General features: G+C 39.9%; 13 protein-coding genes. All 13 read right to left on the minus strand.

Going from position 1 to position 17,456, the window contains the following annotated elements; genetic code table 11:
• Positions 1-104: 104 nt before the first annotated feature.
• From IIB39_03290 to IIB39_03350, 13 genes are read right to left on the minus strand one after another with little or no spacing between them, the layout of a single operon-like run.
• Complete coding sequence (locus IIB39_03290; protein MCH8927721.1) at positions 105-4,217, minus strand: tetratricopeptide repeat protein; 4,113 nt, start codon at positions 4,215-4,217, stop codon at positions 105-107.
• A gap of 29 nt (positions 4,218-4,246) precedes the next feature.
• Positions 4,247-6,415: a glycosyltransferase gene (locus IIB39_03295; protein ID MCH8927722.1), complete on the minus strand. Its 2,169-nt coding sequence runs from the start codon at positions 6,413-6,415 to the stop codon at positions 4,247-4,249.
• Between the two features lie 4 nt (positions 6,416-6,419).
• Complete coding sequence (locus IIB39_03300) at positions 6,420-7,427, minus strand: alkaline phosphatase family protein (GenBank protein ID MCH8927723.1); 1,008 nt, start codon at positions 7,425-7,427, stop codon at positions 6,420-6,422.
• Positions 7,428-7,454: 27 nt separating this feature from the next.
• Complete coding sequence (gene asnB / locus IIB39_03305) at positions 7,455-9,359, minus strand: asparagine synthase (glutamine-hydrolyzing) (protein MCH8927724.1); 1,905 nt, start codon at positions 9,357-9,359, stop codon at positions 7,455-7,457.
• Position 9,360: 1 nt separating this feature from the next.
• Positions 9,361-10,497, minus strand: a complete 1,137-nt coding sequence (locus IIB39_03310) for a glycosyltransferase family 4 protein (GenBank protein ID MCH8927725.1) — start codon at positions 10,495-10,497, stop codon at positions 9,361-9,363.
• Complete coding sequence (locus IIB39_03315; protein ID MCH8927726.1) at positions 10,497-12,434, minus strand: tetratricopeptide repeat protein; 1,938 nt, start codon at positions 12,432-12,434, stop codon at positions 10,497-10,499. Before IIB39_03315 ends, IIB39_03310 begins: the two co-directional genes overlap by 1 nt.
• 26 nt (positions 12,435-12,460) lie before the next feature.
• Positions 12,461-13,342, minus strand: a complete 882-nt coding sequence (gene flgL, locus IIB39_03320) for a flagellar hook-associated protein FlgL (protein MCH8927727.1) — start codon at positions 13,340-13,342, stop codon at positions 12,461-12,463.
• A gap of 2 nt (positions 13,343-13,344) precedes the next feature.
• Positions 13,345-13,614 (minus strand): carbon storage regulator CsrA, encoded by a 270-nt coding sequence (gene csrA / locus IIB39_03325; protein ID MCH8927728.1) that lies wholly within the window; start codon positions 13,612-13,614, stop codon positions 13,345-13,347.
• Positions 13,614-14,054, minus strand: coding sequence for a flagellar assembly protein FliW (fliW, locus tag IIB39_03330; GenBank protein MCH8927729.1), 441 nt, complete (start codon positions 14,052-14,054; stop codon positions 13,614-13,616). The genes csrA and fliW overlap by 1 nt, the downstream gene beginning before the upstream one ends.
• Entirely contained in the window at positions 14,051-15,466 is a 1,416-nt protein-coding gene (gene flgK / locus IIB39_03335) for a flagellar hook-associated protein FlgK (protein ID MCH8927730.1), read from the minus strand. Before flgK ends, fliW begins: the two co-directional genes overlap by 4 nt.
• Complete coding sequence (locus IIB39_03340) at positions 15,466-15,978, minus strand: flagellar protein FlgN (GenBank protein MCH8927731.1); 513 nt, start codon at positions 15,976-15,978, stop codon at positions 15,466-15,468. The genes flgK and IIB39_03340 overlap by 1 nt, the downstream gene beginning before the upstream one ends.
• A complete protein-coding gene (locus tag IIB39_03345; GenBank protein ID MCH8927732.1) occupies positions 15,975-16,334 on the minus strand; it encodes a rod-binding protein in 360 nt (119 codons plus the stop codon). The genes IIB39_03340 and IIB39_03345 overlap by 4 nt, the downstream gene beginning before the upstream one ends.
• Complete coding sequence (locus IIB39_03350) at positions 16,334-17,455, minus strand: flagellar basal body P-ring protein FlgI (GenBank protein MCH8927733.1); 1,122 nt, start codon at positions 17,453-17,455, stop codon at positions 16,334-16,336. The genes IIB39_03345 and IIB39_03350 overlap by 1 nt, the downstream gene beginning before the upstream one ends.
• Position 17,456 lies beyond the last annotated feature (1 nt).

The following is a 17,456-nucleotide window of genomic DNA, read 5'->3' on the forward strand; positions in this document are numbered from 1 at the left end:
AAAACGAAACTGATTTTGCACAAATAAGAAAAAGTCTATTGTATTTCGTATATCTTTGTAAATATGAGAGTTAGATGCTTTTTACCAATCAGTCTGTATTATTGCTATGCCACAGGCAGTGATTCAAGCTTCCCGGCTTCACCCTGAATAGCTTTTGCTGTTTGAAAACTCAATTCCGCCGCTTCCGTCTTACCAAGTCCCTCATACGTTTCTCCCATAGCGGCGAAAGATTCCCAGTCCATAGGATCAATTCTTACAGCCTCTTCTAATTTATTCAATGATTCCTCGTATCTTCGCTGTGACAACAGCAGTACCCCTGAGAATTTCCTGGATAAATGATATTCGGCATTTAACTTCGACGCTATGTCGAAAGACAGAATAGCCTCCATCGTACGATTTGAGTCTTCTAATCTCACGCCCAGTTTTAGAAATCTTTCATGTAACTCTACATCGGTTCCCGCCGGAATTATACTTAGCTGAGCTTCGAACTCTTCTAACAATCTCTTACACTGTTTTCTATCGCCTCTTTCCGCATAAATATTCGCCAAAAGAAGTTTTATATCGTCAAGCTCGGGCTCAAGAACGAGCGCGTTTGACAAATACGGTTCCGCTGCCGGGTAGTTCTTCTCCTTGTAAAGTAAATTACCGAGATTTATCAGTGAATCAATGTTATCAATGTCATATTTTAAGGATTCCCTATAATATCGTTCGGCTGCGTCCGGGTTCCCCATAAAATTTTCTACCGTTCCAAGGTTGGTCAGCACGGAAACATTTTGAGAATCCCTGTTTAAACACCATAATAGTTCTTCTTTAGCGTCTTCAAATCTTCCTTCTCTTAAGTAAACAGTACCAAGATTTTTTCTTGCCCGTTCTGATTCGGCATCTATTGTCAGAGCTTTTTTATATGATTCGATTGCATTTTCATTTTTTCCTAATTTATCATATATATGACCGAGATGATTATGGGCAGCCAACTCTAATTTTGGAACAGATACCGGAAAAGAATCGGTTGCAATTTTTTCTTTATTTTTTAGAAAATATTTATAATATTTTTCCGCCTCTTCAAATCGTTCCGATACAATCAACGCCTGTCCATAGGAATAGTGGTTCACCGGATCATCTTTATTTTCGTTTAAAAGCTCTTTGAACATACTAAGCGCTTTTTCACTGGCGCCGGATTTAAGGTAAACATGGGCTACCTTGCTCTTTATGTGAAAATACCAGATGGATTTACCGTGTTTTCGGACTTCTGTAAGCGCCTTTTCACCCCATTCTAACGCTTGCTCATACTCTCCGTTCAAGTAGTAATTTCTGCATAAAAAGTAAAGTATCTCATGATCATGCGGATTATCGTCTAATTCTTTCAAAAGCAGCGGTCTGTTTCGCTCATATTTTATTTCTTGAGCGCCCATACCATAACCGAGATGGTTGATTGCAATGTCAACATTGCTCGTTTCTATTCCGGCTTCATTGATGGCAAATATAATTTGCTCGTGCACTCTACGGCGAAATCGTAGCTCTGGTAGATTGGGGAAAACCCTCAACTGGCTTGCAACGAAATCTGCCGTCCCACCCATCTCGTTGAATATCTTTAGAAAATAAGCGCGGTTCTTTTCCTTCGGCATATGAAGCTTCAATTCCAATAACCGTTTCGCCTGGTCTGGAGAAATAACATCATCACCATCAAGCCAAATTATATAATCTTTACTTGCGTGTTCTAAAGACACGTTACGAGCAGCGCTAAAGTCATCGATCCAATCAAAGTGATATACCTCTGCTCCGAATGATTTTGCCACCTCGACAGTCGCATCCTCCGAACCGGTATCAACGATAACGATTTGGTCCATAATTCCCACTACGGATTCAAGACAATTCGGCAAGTTTTCTGCTTCGTTTTTCACTATCATACAAAGAGTCAGCGTTGCTTCCGGTCGTTTCGCTTTTTCGTTCAAACGTGTTATATGCTCATGTACCACATCGTTATCAGGTTTCACTGCCAATGCTTTATTATACATTTCAGAAGCCTCTTTAAACATATTTCGTTCTTCATACCAGATTCCTAAATTTGTCATCAGTTGATCCGAACCGGGTGTTTTTTTAAGTCCCATCTCGAAAGTTCTTTTGGCATCCTTAGCTTTTCCTAATCGCTCCTGCGCCACTCCTAACATATTGTATGAAGAATCTTCAGTATAATTCAGGCTTATACTTGAATCATTTTCCTGATTATTTACCGCTATTTGAAAAGATTTTTCTGCTTCCGCGTAATTATCATTATGAAAATATTGAAGCCCAAGCTCATAGTGCGCATTAGGGTCATTTGCCCTCTCTTGGGCCTTTTGTTGGTTCATTTCAAGATAAACAGCTCTAATTCCATCGCCCTCTTCTCTTGAATATCCAAGATGATGTACACTTACATCTATGGCGCCTATTTTTCCGCCGTTCTCCACTATGGAATCTTCTACTAATTCGTGTACATTTCCTTTAAAGCGAATTGAGGAGTCGTTTTTAAATAATCTTACTATGAATGAAGATATATAACCCATCCAATTCTCTTCTTCTTTCGGATATTTACCGTCACATTTCTTCCAATCCTTGCGATTCTTGTTGTTGGTGTAATTTCTCTGAATAAGCTTGTAACCGTCTATATTCTTTGAGTTTACGGCAGACCTTATCAGATCAAAATCTTTCGACGAGAGTACTTCATCCGAATCAAGTACCAAAACCCAATCTGAATTAACATATTCCAGTGCTTGATTGCGGGCTTTACTAAAGTCATTTTCCCACACTGTGGAGTACACTATTGCTCCAAGAGATTTACAGATTGCTATCGTTTCATCGGTGGAGCCGGTGTCAAGTACAACAACCTCATCCACTAATCCATTCACGCTATTAATCGTGCTGGCAACAGTCGCAGCCGAATCCTTCGTTATCATACACAGACCGATAGTTGTTCTATTATTGCTGTCAACAGATTTTCCTTTTGGATTATCACCCTCGGAATCAAAGTAGGCGAATGCGTCGCCGTTTAGCGGTATAGTGGTCAACGCGATTTGGCAGTCCCTCATTCCCAACTGCGCATCTCTATAACTCGCATCAATGTTCAATATTTTTCTAAAGGTTCCTCTGGCGTCGGCGAAGTTTTTTCTTGAAAATTGATATTCAGCAAGCCGATAGAGAAACAGTAGATTCCGTGGATCCAACTTCAATGCTGCAACGTATTCTTCTTCAGCCTCTTCAAGCCGTCCGGCTTCGTAATAAGCGTTGCCGAGATTATATTTAATTACAGGGTTCTCAGGATAGTGTTTTTCTGCTTTCAGCTTGAGAGTAATGGCTTCATCCAATTTTCCCGACCATTGAAGGAGTCCGCTTAGATTGTTCAATGCGCCTAAATGAATCTCATCAAGAGAAAGAACCTCTTTATAATGTTTTATAGCTTCCTTCCTCCTGTCTAACCGCTCAGCTGTTAAACCTGCGCAGAAATATAGTTCCGCGCTCCCCTGTATTTTTTTTAGATATGCCTTGCTCAATTTGTGAGCTTCTTTCATATCACCTATTTCTATCAGCTGATTTAACAATTCTATCATCGCTTTGGGGTCGTCAGGATTATCCGCTATCTTCTTTTTACCGAGTTCCACATACATTTTCATCTTTTTCTCGATCTTTTCGCTCTCAAGAACCTTGCCGTAATGATGTATGGGCAATTTTGAGTCAGTTATTCCTAAATGATTTTCTATTAGTGATTGCTCTACTATCTCGTGAACCCGCCCACTGTATTCTATTTGTGAAGAATTCCTAAATAACCGGACGACATCTTGCGGTATGTATCCCGGATAGTTCATTTCTTCCGGATATTCGCCAACAGATGACACAGAATTCGTCAGACTTAAATTAATCAGATATGTCCGTTGATTTAGTCTGAAACCGAATGTTTTAGTTTGAGTGATAAGCTGTTTTAACTGCTCAAGATCCCTTTTAGCGATTCTCTCATCGGCATCAAGAACCAATATCCATTCATAGTTTGCCTCGCTGAGACTCAAATTACGTGCAGCTGAAAAATCATCGTTCCACTCGGTTTCGATGATTTTCGCACCCGCTTCACGAGCTATCTGAAGTGTTGCGTCTTCCGAACCTGTGTCAACTATTACTATTTCATCCACAAAATCTTTCACAGAATCGAGGCATCCCCTGAGAAACACCTCCTCGTTTTTAACTATCATACAAAGTGAGATTCCATATTGTAAATCGTTCATTGAACCGCTACCTCTTCTTGTAGATTGATTTCCATTTTCGTTTCAACTTCAGTTAGAAGCGACTTCAATTCTTCGTTGTCCGGATCTTCTTTAAGTAGAGACCGAATTGTAGCCTCAGATTTCTGATATTCGCCTTGCCTGAACTGACAATCCGCAAGCAGATACCATAATTCTGTCTGTTCGTCATCTTTAATTGCCTGTTTTAAAGATGACTCGACTTCAGAATGGAGGCCTAAATTGTAGCCTGAATCTATCAGATTTACAACCGCATCTCCATTGCCGCTGTCAATTTCAAGGGCCCTCTTAAACGCTTGAAACGCTTCTTGCTGCTTACCTGATTCCCACAATGCAACTCCATAATTAACATAGTTTTCGGAAGAACCTGATAATTCTATCAAACTTGAAAATGATTTTAATGCCATTTCCCAAAATCCGTTCTCTGCGCACCATTTCCCATGTTCGAACATCTTTTCAGTTACTTCTTCAGCTATCCAGCTGTTGTCTATCGCCGGATTACTCTCTTCATCGGTTTTATTCCATTTATTTTCAAATTTTATCCTGTTTTCTTCGACAAGACTATTATAATCAATATCTGAAGCATCGAAAGAAACATGACCAAAATGATGTACATAGCTGTCCAACCCGATTTTCAGCACATATCCCTTTGAGGTCAGAGTTTTGCAAAGGTCATTATCTTCATAATTGCCTATACCGTAATCTTCATCAAAGCCGCCAACTGATTTCAGCAATTTCGTCCTACCCATAAAGCAAAAGCCCACCAACAGTTCCTCTATACTGGATTTTCCTTTGTTATTTTTGGAATTGCTTTCAGCATACTCGACCATCTCCGAAACGGAGCTGTATTTCGCCTCCAAATCAATTTGGCGACCTTTAACAAAATTCGTGCGTGGCCCCACTAAGGCGCAGTTATCGTCTTCATTCAAAACTTGAATCAGAGATTCAACTGACCCGTCGGTAAGCAACACATCGTTATTCATAATCAATGTGAATTCGCCTTTTGCGCTGTTTATACCTCTGTTATTCCCGGCTGCGTAGCCTAAATTTTCTCGGTTCGCGATTAAAGAATAGTTGTCATTTTGTTCGACTATTGAAGTGAGATATTCAACAGTTCCGTCGGTCGAAGCATTATCCACGAAAATAATCTCGTAATCGGAATCCATAAATCTTTCTACACTTTTCACGCAAAGTTTAGTGTATTCGAGTTGATTATGAGTGAGTATCACAATAGAACACAATCCAGCTGTTAATTCAGAGCCGGAATTAAGACCTGTATATTCATTCGCAAATGCGGATTGCAGCACTGCTCCCATTCGATGTTGATATGTGTGATATTTATGGACGTGATTCCTGCCTGCATCGGCAATAGCCTCACGTTCTTCTTCAAGTTCAAGATATTCATTTATCCGCGCTATTAAATCAGCTTCATCTTTATACATTACAAGATGCTTTCGGTCCTCGAATAGCGCATCTAAACCGTTATCATCAATGGCATTCGTTATTAACAGACTGCCCGTTGAAAGAGCCTCAAATACCCTCATATTAATATCATTGCTTATGCTCTGATTAAACACTGTCCGCCCTTCTGAAAAAGTTTCTGCCATCTCATCGAAATATTTCTGACCGATAAAATGATTGGGGAAATATTTTCTAATTGCTTTTAGACAGCCTTCACGTTCTTTACCAACAAAATTACCGACAAACACCACATCGAATTTTTTATCTGTCGCAACTTTTTTATGCCGCTCCGGGTCACACGCCAACGGCAGCCATTGAGCGTTTTTCATTCCGTCCTGCTTGAATTTAATTGCCGCGTCCCGCTGTGCGGTGAACAGGTAATCGAACTGACCGGCAGAACGCAAATTTTCATCGTAGTTTAAGTGAGTGTCAATGACCCACCAAGCTGACGGACTTAAATTATCCGGCAAAAAATAACGGAATCCGTCGTCTATAAATAAATATAAATCAAAACCTGCCGGGACTTTTTCCATTTCTGTAGGCTGAAAGTGCTCAACCCGGCAGATTTTCTCTAACGCTTTCCGGCAATAAACTCCTGTAGTGTCCGGGCGCACGATATCATCGTAAAGCAGCGCAATTCGCTTATCCTTAAAAGAAAACCCGCTTTCATTTTTCAGCAGTGGAATCATTTAATTATTCCGCATATCCCAGAGCGCGTAATTGATGAAGGATGTCAATTCTTTCTTCGGTATTAAGCTGATTTTTAACAAATAATTCGTGAAGGATTCGCCCATCCATCATCGGCTTATCGGGTAGAAGGACATCAAACATATTCAATATTGTGGGAGTAATGTCAATTAAATTTGCGTTAACCTTCATTCCATCGTCTATTATATCTTTCCCTTTTGCCATAAAGACCCCATCATATTGATGCCAGCCGAGCATTTTCAGATGGACTTTATCTCCTTTTCCTACCAATAGCTTGTGAAAATCTTCTGTTTCCGGAATTTCTTTTGCGTTCATTCCATGATCGGAAATTATCATTACGTTATCGGGGTTAATCTCTTCGATGAGTTTACTTAAAATATCTTCCAAAAATTGATATGTGTCGTGGAGAATATTATCATACCCCCAAAACCAATGACCTATGTTATCTGAAGCATTGAATACTACCGTCATAAAATCCGTCGGAAACGATTTTGCTACTTTTGTTGTATATCTAAATAGCTGGGAATCCACCGCAATCTGATCTTTGAGGAACTCCTCACTCGTTTCGGCAGGAATCGGATATTGACGATAGCCTTCGAAAAGTTCTTTGACGTTATCGCTTATTCGGGTGATAGGACCGAATCTACCGGGTACCATATATCCGTCTAATCGTCCCAGTGGATAAGCCAACGGCACGTTCAACATTCCCGTAGAGATCTCTTCTGCGTTTAGATATTCCCAAAGTTTCGGCACCTTAACGTCGAGATAGCTCATATCCTCAAACCGCCGTGTATTTTCATCGAAACCATGATTCACAGGCTCCATTCCGGTAAAAAAGCTGGGCCATGCACAGCCTGTCACCGGCGGAGATACTGATCTGAGATTTCCCCAAACGCCTTCTTCTTTAAAACTGTTAAATGTTGGAAATTCCTCTATCCAATCATAAAGCAAATTCGGCGTCATACCGTCAAATCCGACTACCAGTAATTTCATTCGATAATCTCCTTCTTTTCCTAAAAATTATGTGAGAGCCAATTCGGATAATCTCTCTTCCGAATCGTCGTCAAAACTCAGTGTGCTGTCTTCGATAAACACATCCCACCATAGCTGAAATGATGCGATTGTCCAAAATTGCCTTCGTGTAATAACATTTGAGAGGTCTTTTGAAAGAAGGTTTTTCACCTGTTTTACGTTGAAAATTCCCTGCTCTTCCAATCTTGCGGCATCAAATAGATTATTATCAAAAAATTCCCTTTGTGATTCATAAAGCGTGTGAAGAGGAACCGTGAATCCTTTCTTTTTCCTTTTAAGGATATTTGACGGTAAAACATTCGCCATCGATTTGCGTAAGAGCGATTTATTTCCATTTCCTCTTGTTAAAATTGATTCCGGTAAACGCAGCACATATTCAACCAAATGATGATCAAGAAATGGTAACCGTGCCTCTATTCCATATGCCATATTCATCTTATCGTTCTTGAGCAATAAATCATCGGGAAGCCAATATTTTAAATCCCATTCTCTTAAAGCAAGGACAGGATCTTTGTCATCTCTATGCTTTAGAAAATTCGATAGATTTTCCCGGGTTGAACCGGAATTTTTTACCTTTCTGTATGCTGTTTTAGTGAGAAGATTTTTCTGCTCGTCAGCAGTGAATACAGACATCAGATTGAGGTACGAATCCGCCAATCCGCCCTTAGTTGCGAGATAATCCTTTAACCGCGACATATATGTGTTACCCGGCATAATCTTACTAATTGTGCTGATTGATTTTGATAGTAATCCGCCCCTGAGATTTTCCATTCGACGAAGGAAATTGTATTTCGGGTATCCAAGGAAAAGCTCATCGGCTCCCTCACCGCTCAATACTACTTTTATGAATTGAGATGTGGCGCCTGCCAGCTGATAAGTAGGTATGACGGTGGCATCACCCAACGGTTCTTCAAGGTGCCACATAATCGCTTTTAACATTTCAGGAATAACTATAGCCCCTTTGACCGTATGATGCTCTGCTGAAAACAGATCAGCCGTTGATGCCGCAAGTAAACTCTCGTCGTAGGCTGCGTCCTCAAAACCGGCGGAAAAAGTGTTGACACTGCTATCTGAATGCCTTGTCATCGCTGATAATATTGAGGCTGAATCCACGCCTCCTGAAAGATAAACTCCAACTTCCACATCGGCCATTAAACGCACAGCCACTGCATCGTCAAAGAGTTCATATATATTCTCAAGAATCTCTTCTTTTCCTGAATCCTCGATTGAATCCGTTGGAATATCCCAATATCTGATTACCTCCGAAATTCCATTATGGTATGACAGCATCGTACCCGGAGGCAATTTAGAGATTCCCTTGAACATTGTATTAGGCGATGGGATGTATCGTAAAGTCAATAAGGATTCAAACGCTTCCCAATTAATAGGAGGCGTATGACCTAATTGTTTCAATATGGACTTAATCTCAGAAGCGAATATCAGGCTTCCATCTACTTTTGAATAATAGAGCGGTTTGATACCGAGTCTATCTCTTCCTAAAAGTAAGAGTCCTTTCTTTGAATCCCATAGTGAAATTGAGAACATACCTCTTAATGTGCTGAAGAGATTCCTGCCAATCTCTTCATATTGATGAATTATTACTTCACCGTCACTTTTAGTTTTGAACTTATGTCCTTTTCGCTCCAAATCACGCCGTAGCTGCTCATGATTATATATCTCACCATTATATGAGAGAATAATTGTCCCGTCCTCATTTGATATTGGTTGATTCCCTTTGTCAACATCCACGATAGCCAGCCGCCGATGCCCGAGGTAAATATTTTGGTCTTGAAACTCCCCCGAACCATCCGGTCCCCGATGGCTGAGGAGATCCCTCATCTCCTTGCCGATATCCGGATTAGTTTCTCCCACAACGCCGCAGATTCCACACATCTCAATGCACCTTTATCGCTTCGTCATAAAAATTGAAATATTCCTGAGCTGTTTTGCTCCATGAAAAATCTTTCGACCGTTCCAACGATAATCTTTTCATCTCACTAAGCTTATCCTTATCGGATATTATTGTCTGCAATGCATCTCGAATAGAGTCGGATGAACCTTTTTCGATGATAACAGCATTTCCATTCAGCAGCTCGCTTGTTCCACCTGTCGCTGTGGTGACAATCGGTAATCCTGACGCCATTGCTTCTAACATTGCATTTGACATTCCTTCGTTGAATGACGGTAGAACAAAAACGTCGTGTGATGAATAAATAGCTGCTAATTCGTTATGAGGAACTTCACCAAGAAACTTCACGGATTCTGATAGCTCCCGTTTCTTCACAAGAGCCTCTAATTCGTTCTGTTTATCGCCGGACCCAACTATCGTTAAGCTTATACCCGGGATAATATCTTTTAGGTCAGACAGTGATTTTATCAGATAATCAATTCCTTTTCTATCTATAAGTCTCGCGACGGTGAGAAGTCGTGTTCCGTTGCCCGGTTCCGCTACAAAGGGCGAAAATTCGTCATTATCAACCCCATTTGGGATTATCCTTATATTAATTTGTGGGTCGGTCAGAAGAGCCAGCTCTTTCAATCCTTTTGAATTTGCTGTTAAAGCCGAGGCCGAGGCCCAGATTTTTTTAATCAATGGCCGAATCAGTTTATATCCGAAGGAAAATCTTGAATTGAACATAGGCACATCCGAACCTCGCATAGAAACAACATAAGGAACCTTCTTACGGAGCAGATACGCTATTAAGCCCGACGGAAAACCGAAAACAGCATGTATCAGATCATACTTATTTTTCAATACGAGTTTAAATGCTAAAAAATATGCTTTTATCAAATAGACAAGCATCTCCCTGAAAGTCCAATGATGAAGATTTTTCTTCCATACATTCACTTTTCTGATATTTATATTACTTCCAAAATCATGGCTGATGGATGTATGGTTAACTCCTGAAGTAATGAGATCTAATTCCACATCGTGATGTTTTGCTACTTCCTTTAGAAAATACCAGTTCATATTCGCAGCTCCGCCGCCAATTGGCGGAAATTCACAATTCAGCATCAGAATTCTTATCATCAGTCTAACACCTCCCTAATGACGTATATAGGTTTATCCTGAGATTCATGGTAGGTTCTGATTACAATCTCTGCCATCAAACCCATTGTTATGAATTGAATACCCATTAGAGCCATAAATACGACTGTGGAGAACATCAGAGTTGAGGATATGTTTACTCCATAAGCGATTTTAGCGGTCATTACGCCCACGATAACCGCCATTGATAAAAAAATGAATATGAGGCCGATTTTTCCGAAATATTGGAGAGGCCGAGTTATATAGCTCAGAAGAAATTTTACGTTAATTAGATCAAGAATAACTCTCCATGTTCGTGTCAGGTCATATTTGGTTGTGCCTCTTGTTCTTGGTCGATGGTTCACGGGCATTTCCGCAATTTCTGCTCCGAGCCAGCTCACTATAGCCGGGATAAATCTGTGCATTTCCCCGTATAATTTTATGTTTTTTATAACACCTTTTTTATAAACTTTAAGAGCGCAACCGTAATCGTGGAGTTTTGTGCCTGTTATCTTGCCAATTATTTTATTGGCGATAATAGAAGGTATTCTCCGTGTAAGGAGTTTATCTTTCCTGTGTAATCTCCATCCGCTAACCATATCATAACCCTCCGCGAGTTTTTCAATCATTCTCGGAATATCAGCAGGGTCATTTTGGAGATCGCCATCAAGAGTCACCACAACGTCTCCGACCGCATAGTTGAAACCTGCTGATAGAGCGGCGGTTTGACCGTAATTTTTTCTAAACCTCAAAACTTTAATTCGACTATCATTTTTTCTCATACGACTTAAAACATCGAAAGTACCGTCTTTACTGCCATCATCTATAAAAATAATTTCGTAATTTTCACTTACTTCTTTCATTACTTCCTGTAATTCTTTTGTAAGAAGTTCAATATTCTCCTCTTCCTGAAATACGGGAATGACTATAGATATTTCTGCCGTTTTATGATTGACACCATTATTCTTATTATTAATGGTCGGGTGAATTATTTTAAATTCGCTTATTTTGTCCCAGCCGGTAAGCCTCGAAATTACAGTTGTGCTTACTTTTTTTTCTCTTTCAGGAAGGTGAAGAATGGATTCCCAAATTGAGAGAGCCTCATCTGCTTTCCCGGACTTTAATAGCGTCGTTGCCAGGCTTTCTTTGGCTAAGAGATTATCGGGATTTATCTCTAAGCTTTGAGTAAAAGCATCCAGCGCAAGATCAAGATTATCTACGCAGTAATATGCCTTTCCAAGAAAATAAAGTGATTCGGAATCCTCGAAATTTGAATCAATAATTTTTTTAACCTCTACTAACGCCTCGTCGGCTTTTCCGTTCTGCAGTAAAGATTCTGTCAGGAGCTTCCTTATTTGAATATCATCCGGGAATTGACTTTTTAATATTACGAAGTTTTTAACAGCTTCCTCATAATCTCCCGATTCCATATGTATTAATCCAAGATTATGCGTGGCATCCACGTTATCAGCGTTTGATTCTAATGATTGAAGAAACAATGATTTAGCTTCGTCAAGATTTCCCCGCCTATGAAGGAGTACTCCCAAATCGTTCAGCGATTCTGAATCGGATGGCTGTTTCTTAATAAGCTCTCTAAAAGCCTGTTCAGCTCCTTTCCAGTCTTCAGCTTGAAATGACGCATTAGCAAGCTGTTTTAAGGCTGATTCATTACCAGGATCCAACCGGATAATATCAGAAAACACGGATATACTTTCTTCAAATTTCCCCGTCTGTAAGTAAGAATATCCAAGTGTTTCAAGCAGATCAACATTAAACGGATCTAATGCAATCGCATTGGATAGATGCTCCGCCGCTGATTGGTAATTCCCGATTTCGAACTCAATTATTCCCTGCTTTAGAGACTCTTGCAGAGTTGGAGAAACTTGAGAATTATTATATTTAAGCCTGCTCAATCTTCCTGATTTTCGCTTGAGGGCCATTATCTCCTCCCGCTATCCGGCGGGTTTTATAAGAAGTTTACCAAACTCAGATTTAGAATTCGACCTGCTGTTGCTAACGCTCCATTTATTATATTTTGTTTTGCAGCCATATCGATTATTGCTTGTGCCATATCAAGATCTACTGTATCTGATATTACGAGTTCTGTATTAGCTGAGAATTTATTCAAAGTTGTTCTTGAATTTTCTATTCTGTTTAATCTTGCGCCGGATTCGGCTATTTTAACATTTATCGAGTCAAATGCAGTTACGATTTTGTCGATTGAATCTCCAATGCCCTGCGAGTCGCCACCTTCCAAAGCATCCTGTAATGCCTTAACTGCAGCGAATATATCTTTCCCGCCATTTCCGGTTGTAAACACTTCATCGCCTGACATATTTATTTTTAGATCCGAATTACTTCCGATGTTTATTCTGAGCTCACCACTATCGCCGATATACGAGCCATCTGATTGGAACGGTGGATTAAGAGTGTCATGCCCTCCAAATATATATTTCCCGCCAAGTTTAACGTTTGAAAGCAATACGATTTCCTCAAATAAATTTTTGACTTCTACCGCTGCCGATTGGCGTATCTGCAAACTTGTTGTCGAACCCCGGTTCTGAACCGCTATTTCTTGCGCCCGCGATAATATATTTAGCAGCTGATCAAGGGACGTAAGAGTAGTTTGAACATATGATTTGGAATAAGTTAAATTTGACTTATAGATTTCAAACTCTCCCAAGTCGGCAACGAGCTGCATCGTTTTTACAGAGCCTACGGGATCGTCAGAAAGTGTTAATATTCTTCTACCCGTTGCAATTTGGCTCTGTAATTTTATTAAATCACTGGTGGCTGTAGCTAACTGACTTGCGATGGTTCTTGCGAGGTTTAGTGAAGTAACTCTCATAATTATCTCATTGTATCCATTTCTTTTTGATTGAATTTCTTCTTAGGTACCACAATGTTTTCTGCTGCATATTTAACATTGGATATATCAGTTTGGGTTGCCTTTAAATTTTGCTTTTTTATCTCTTCATAAACTTCATCCCTATAAATTCGCACATCCGGGGGAGCATCAATTCCTATTTTGATTTGATTTTTATGAATTTCAAGCACCTTAAGATTAATATTTTTGCCCACCACCAACCCTTCGCCTAATTTTCTCGTTAGGACTAACACTAAGCGGTTTCCATATTGATTGACGGCTCGGAAATATGATACTGAAACGAATATCTGTCATCATTTAATACCATCTGTTTACCGCATTTCTCTTTTTCATTTATAATGATTGGTCCTCTAAGATTTACGGTAGGATCGCCTTTTGAAAAATTCACAATATTATAAACTACATTTGATTCAGGGGATTTTAAAAACCCCTCATACATATTTTCTTTGTTTAATTGTACGGTGTAGTCAGGAACGATATTAACCGGATTAATAATCGGGAACGCAATCATACTCTCTTCTAAAGAGACTAACCATTCAAATGGGAGTGTTTCTTCAAGGTGTACTAATAAGAACTTTGTCAGATGCTCAAAGCCTAACAGTCCCTCATTGAATAATATTATCTGGTCTTTATCATAATCCAGTTCACCAAGTTGATTCGAAATAAACTTCATCCTACCATCTCCAGCATAGTTTGCATCATATTATCAACAACACTTATTATTCTGGCTGAGGCAGCGTAATTGGTTTGAAATACTATCATCTTCGTGAGCTCTTCATCTAATGATACGCCTATCTTTGCATCTTTCATGTTAGTGATTTGATTCACTAATAATTCTTGAATTTCTGAAGAGTCTTTTGCCTGTTCCGAATCAAATGCAATACTTCCTAATAGGCTTCCATAAGAATCTAAAATCGAACTTGTTCCATCTGAATTAATAGGGGTGTTCCTCAAGTCGGCGATTAATTTTATAATTGAATTATCGCCCGGACCATTTGAAGTATCGTTTATGCCATCGTTATTAGCGTCGTACCCTCCTGATGCCGCGATTTGTCTGGAATTAGATGATACTTCGCTGCTAACAGCCATATCCAATGCAGATTCTATCTTTGATTTGAAAAAATTAATTCCGGTGTTACCATCTAAATCAAATCCGGTAGAATGAATGGCGTTTACGCTATTCGAAAGATCAACTGCCATTTTATCCAGGCTGATCCTGTATCTTCCAATGTAATTATCTCTGGTATCGATTAATCCTCCCAGTCGACCGCTTATAACTTTCAGTTCTGTTGAATTACCTTCCAATGATAGAGTGGTGATCGAACCCCTTCCCGATGATTTCTGAACTATTATAAGATCTCTTTGCGCTTTTCCGTCAACTAACAGGTTTCCATCCAAGCTGATGATAAATCCACCGTCTTTCTTTTGCACAGTTTTGACATCTAATAACCCCGATATCTCTTCCAACAAAATATCGCGCCGATCCCTCAGATCATTTGCTGTATTGTCACCGGACTCAGTTATGATAATCAATTCGTTGATACTAGCTATATTACGGGTAAGTTCATTTACCTGTCTGGCTACAGTTTGAATTTCACGATCAATGTTTATCTGCATGCGAAGCAATAGTTCGGCGGTTGTGTTAAATTTTGTGGCCATAAACTCCGCTCTCTGAATTAAATTTGCCCTGGCGGCAAGACTTTCAGGATTCACTGAAAGTTCCTCATTAGCATTAAAAAAGTTAGTGATTGATGCGCTTAGATCCGATTCCCCCGGTCCTGAAAACGAAAGTTCAATTTCTCTTAGTGATTTGTTTATAGATGTCCATTTTCCTAATCCTTGATGTTCGAAAAAAAGCCGTTCTTTTAGGAATCTGGCTTCCGCCCGTACAACGGAACCCGCATTCACTCCTCTTCCGAACACCCCGAGCGCCGTAATGAGCGGTCTATTTGAAGTAAAGTTTATCCGCTGAACAGAATAGCCCTTCGTTCCGGCATTTGCTATATTATGACCTAAAACCTGCATTGCTTGCTGGTTGGCGGCTAAGGACGATTTCGCTATATTAAGTATATCAGTGATGCTCATTAAATTGTTCCGTCAATAAGTTTTGGCGAGTTGACAGACTCTTTGTACTTCCCATTCTGATCATACGTGGATGAAATAGAGTCGTCTGCCGTCATTGCGCTAATGCTGCCGGAAATTATCTCTACCGTTTTTTTCATCAATAAACTGTTATGCGCATTTAAATTTCTAACGTTTTTAATCAACTCAATCTGGTTATCTCTAAATGCGGATAAATCTGCGGCCGAATCATCGTCCAATTTTTCTATAATATTCTTCAGAGTCGGCGGGGATTGCAAATATGCACCGGGAAACAATTCATTTCCCACGGCGATGGCGCTATCGGTTCTTAATTGTTCCAGTACTTTAATTTTTGAAACTAATTCATCTTTTTCAAACAATATTATCGTCGCTGCATCCACATCCCATTTTAATAATGCTTCCTTTTCACCTATAAGTATTTGGTTAAGGGATTTGTATGCTTCAACTTCAGATTTCAAATCTGATATAAATGTCCGAACGGTACTGCTAATCATTTTTCAGCCGTTTCCTTAGAATCATTTACAATTCCGGTTCTCTCAAAATATTTATAAATCATGTCTGATAAACCCATTCCCTTTCCTTGAGTTAGTTGCTCGCTGATTGATTGCACGAATAAACTCTGGAAAATGTCACCGGATAATCCTTTGCCCATCAGAGCGCCTCCGGTGGTTTTCATCATTTCGTTCATCAAGTGAGACAAAAACAGACCTTCAAAATTCCTTGTCGCTTCATCTATCTCAGGATCTCTTTTGCCGGATTTATTAGCGCTTTGAGTGTTATGGAGCTTCCCAATAAATGAATTGGTATTATTTCCAACTCCGATTATTATTTTATTTAAGTCTATTCCCATTACATTATAATAAGTTCAGCGTGAAGGGCGCCTGCTTGTTTCATTGCTTGAAAAATAGCTATCATATCACGTGGTGATACGCCCAGTAAATTGAGTGCGGAGGCGATATCCGAAACTGTTGCTGCAGAGTTTAATACCATTGCTGTTTCACCGCCCGATGATTCACTTACAGTAATACTCGCAGCCCTTGTTACAACGGTCTTTCCCTGCGAAAATGCGTTTGGCTGAGATATTATGGGTACAGTAGTAATTTCTATACTTAAATTACCATGCGCTATTACCACTGCGGACAGACTGACATTTTCACCAACTACGATGGTTCCTGTTCTCTCGTTAATTACAACTCTTGCCGTTTGATCAACTTCAATTTCAAGCGTCTCTATCTCAGATACAAATTTTACCAGTTTCCCTTCAGCTCTATATTCCTCCGGAACGGTTACGGTTACTGTTGATGCGTCGCGAGCGTTTGCGATTTCAACCGCAAAACTGTCATTTATAGTTTGTGCCATTAAATTTGCGGATGTGAAATCAGGATCTCTTAAGACCAATGTTAGCAGCCAATCATTCACTAACTCACTTTTGATGTCTATTTCGATTCTGCCGCCGCCGGGAATCCTTCCTACTTGAGTATGATTTTGCCTTACCTGATCGCCGAATACCGTTTCGTAATTATATCCACCAACGGACAATGGTCCTTGTGCATATGAGACGAATGTTCCCGAAGTAGTGAACAAGGGAGCAAGCAAGAGAGTTCCCCCTTGCAGACTTCTTGCATCACCGATACTTGAAATACTGACATCAATCCGAGTTCCGGGTTTGGCAAATGCCGGTAATTCTGCCGTTACCATTACAGCCGCAACGTTTACGGATCTTAAATCATTTGCAGCTATAGTAATTCCGAATCGTTCTAACATATTCGATATTGATTGTAGCGTAAGAGATGCTCTTCTGCTTGATCTGTCTCCCGTACCGTCCAGACCTGTGACAAGTCCATAACCGAGCAATTGCGTACTCGACAGTCCTGATATACTCGCAACATCCTTTATGCGCGAAGCGCCGGATAGAGTTGCGCCAAATAGTAAAATGACGCTGAAAACCGCTGTAATTTTTCTTATTCCCATA

It is taken from the genome of Candidatus Neomarinimicrobiota bacterium (assembly GCA_022573815.1).
Lineage (GTDB): Bacteria > Fidelibacterota > SORT01 > SORT01 > SORT01 > JACZTG01.

What these genes read in the sequence shown, in the direction of transcription:
- IIB39_03290 (MCH8927721.1), bottom strand. Translation starts at nt 4,217, where the DNA reads ATGATAGTTAAAAACGAGGAGGTGTTTCTCAGGGGATGCCTCGATTCT.
- IIB39_03295 (MCH8927722.1), bottom strand. Translation starts at nt 6,415, where the DNA reads ATGATTCCACTGCTGAAAAATGAAAGCGGGTTTTCTTTTAAGGATAAG.
- IIB39_03300 (MCH8927723.1), bottom strand. Translation starts at nt 7,427, where the DNA reads ATGAAATTACTGGTAGTCGGATTTGACGGTATGACGCCGAATTTGCTT.
- asnB (MCH8927724.1), bottom strand. Translation starts at nt 9,359, where the DNA reads ATGTGTGGAATCTGCGGCGTTGTGGGAGAAACTAATCCGGATATCGGC.
- IIB39_03310 (MCH8927725.1), bottom strand. Translation starts at nt 10,497, where the DNA reads ATGATAAGAATTCTGATGCTGAATTGTGAATTTCCGCCAATTGGCGGC.
- IIB39_03315 (MCH8927726.1), bottom strand. Translation starts at nt 12,434, where the DNA reads ATGGCCCTCAAGCGAAAATCAGGAAGATTGAGCAGGCTTAAATATAAT.
- flgL (MCH8927727.1), bottom strand. Translation starts at nt 13,342, where the DNA reads ATGAGAGTTACTTCACTAAACCTCGCAAGAACCATCGCAAGTCAGTTA.
- fliW (MCH8927729.1), bottom strand. Translation starts at nt 14,054, where the DNA reads ATGAAGTTTATTTCGAATCAACTTGGTGAACTGGATTATGATAAAGAC.
- flgK (MCH8927730.1), bottom strand. Translation starts at nt 15,466, where the DNA reads ATGAGCATCACTGATATACTTAATATAGCGAAATCGTCCTTAGCCGCC.
- IIB39_03340 (MCH8927731.1), bottom strand. Translation starts at nt 15,978, where the DNA reads ATGATTAGCAGTACCGTTCGGACATTTATATCAGATTTGAAATCTGAA.
- IIB39_03345 (MCH8927732.1), bottom strand. Translation starts at nt 16,334, where the DNA reads ATGGGAATAGACTTAAATAAAATAATAATCGGAGTTGGAAATAATACC.
- IIB39_03350 (MCH8927733.1), bottom strand. Translation starts at nt 17,455, where the DNA reads ATGGGAATAAGAAAAATTACAGCGGTTTTCAGCGTCATTTTACTATTT.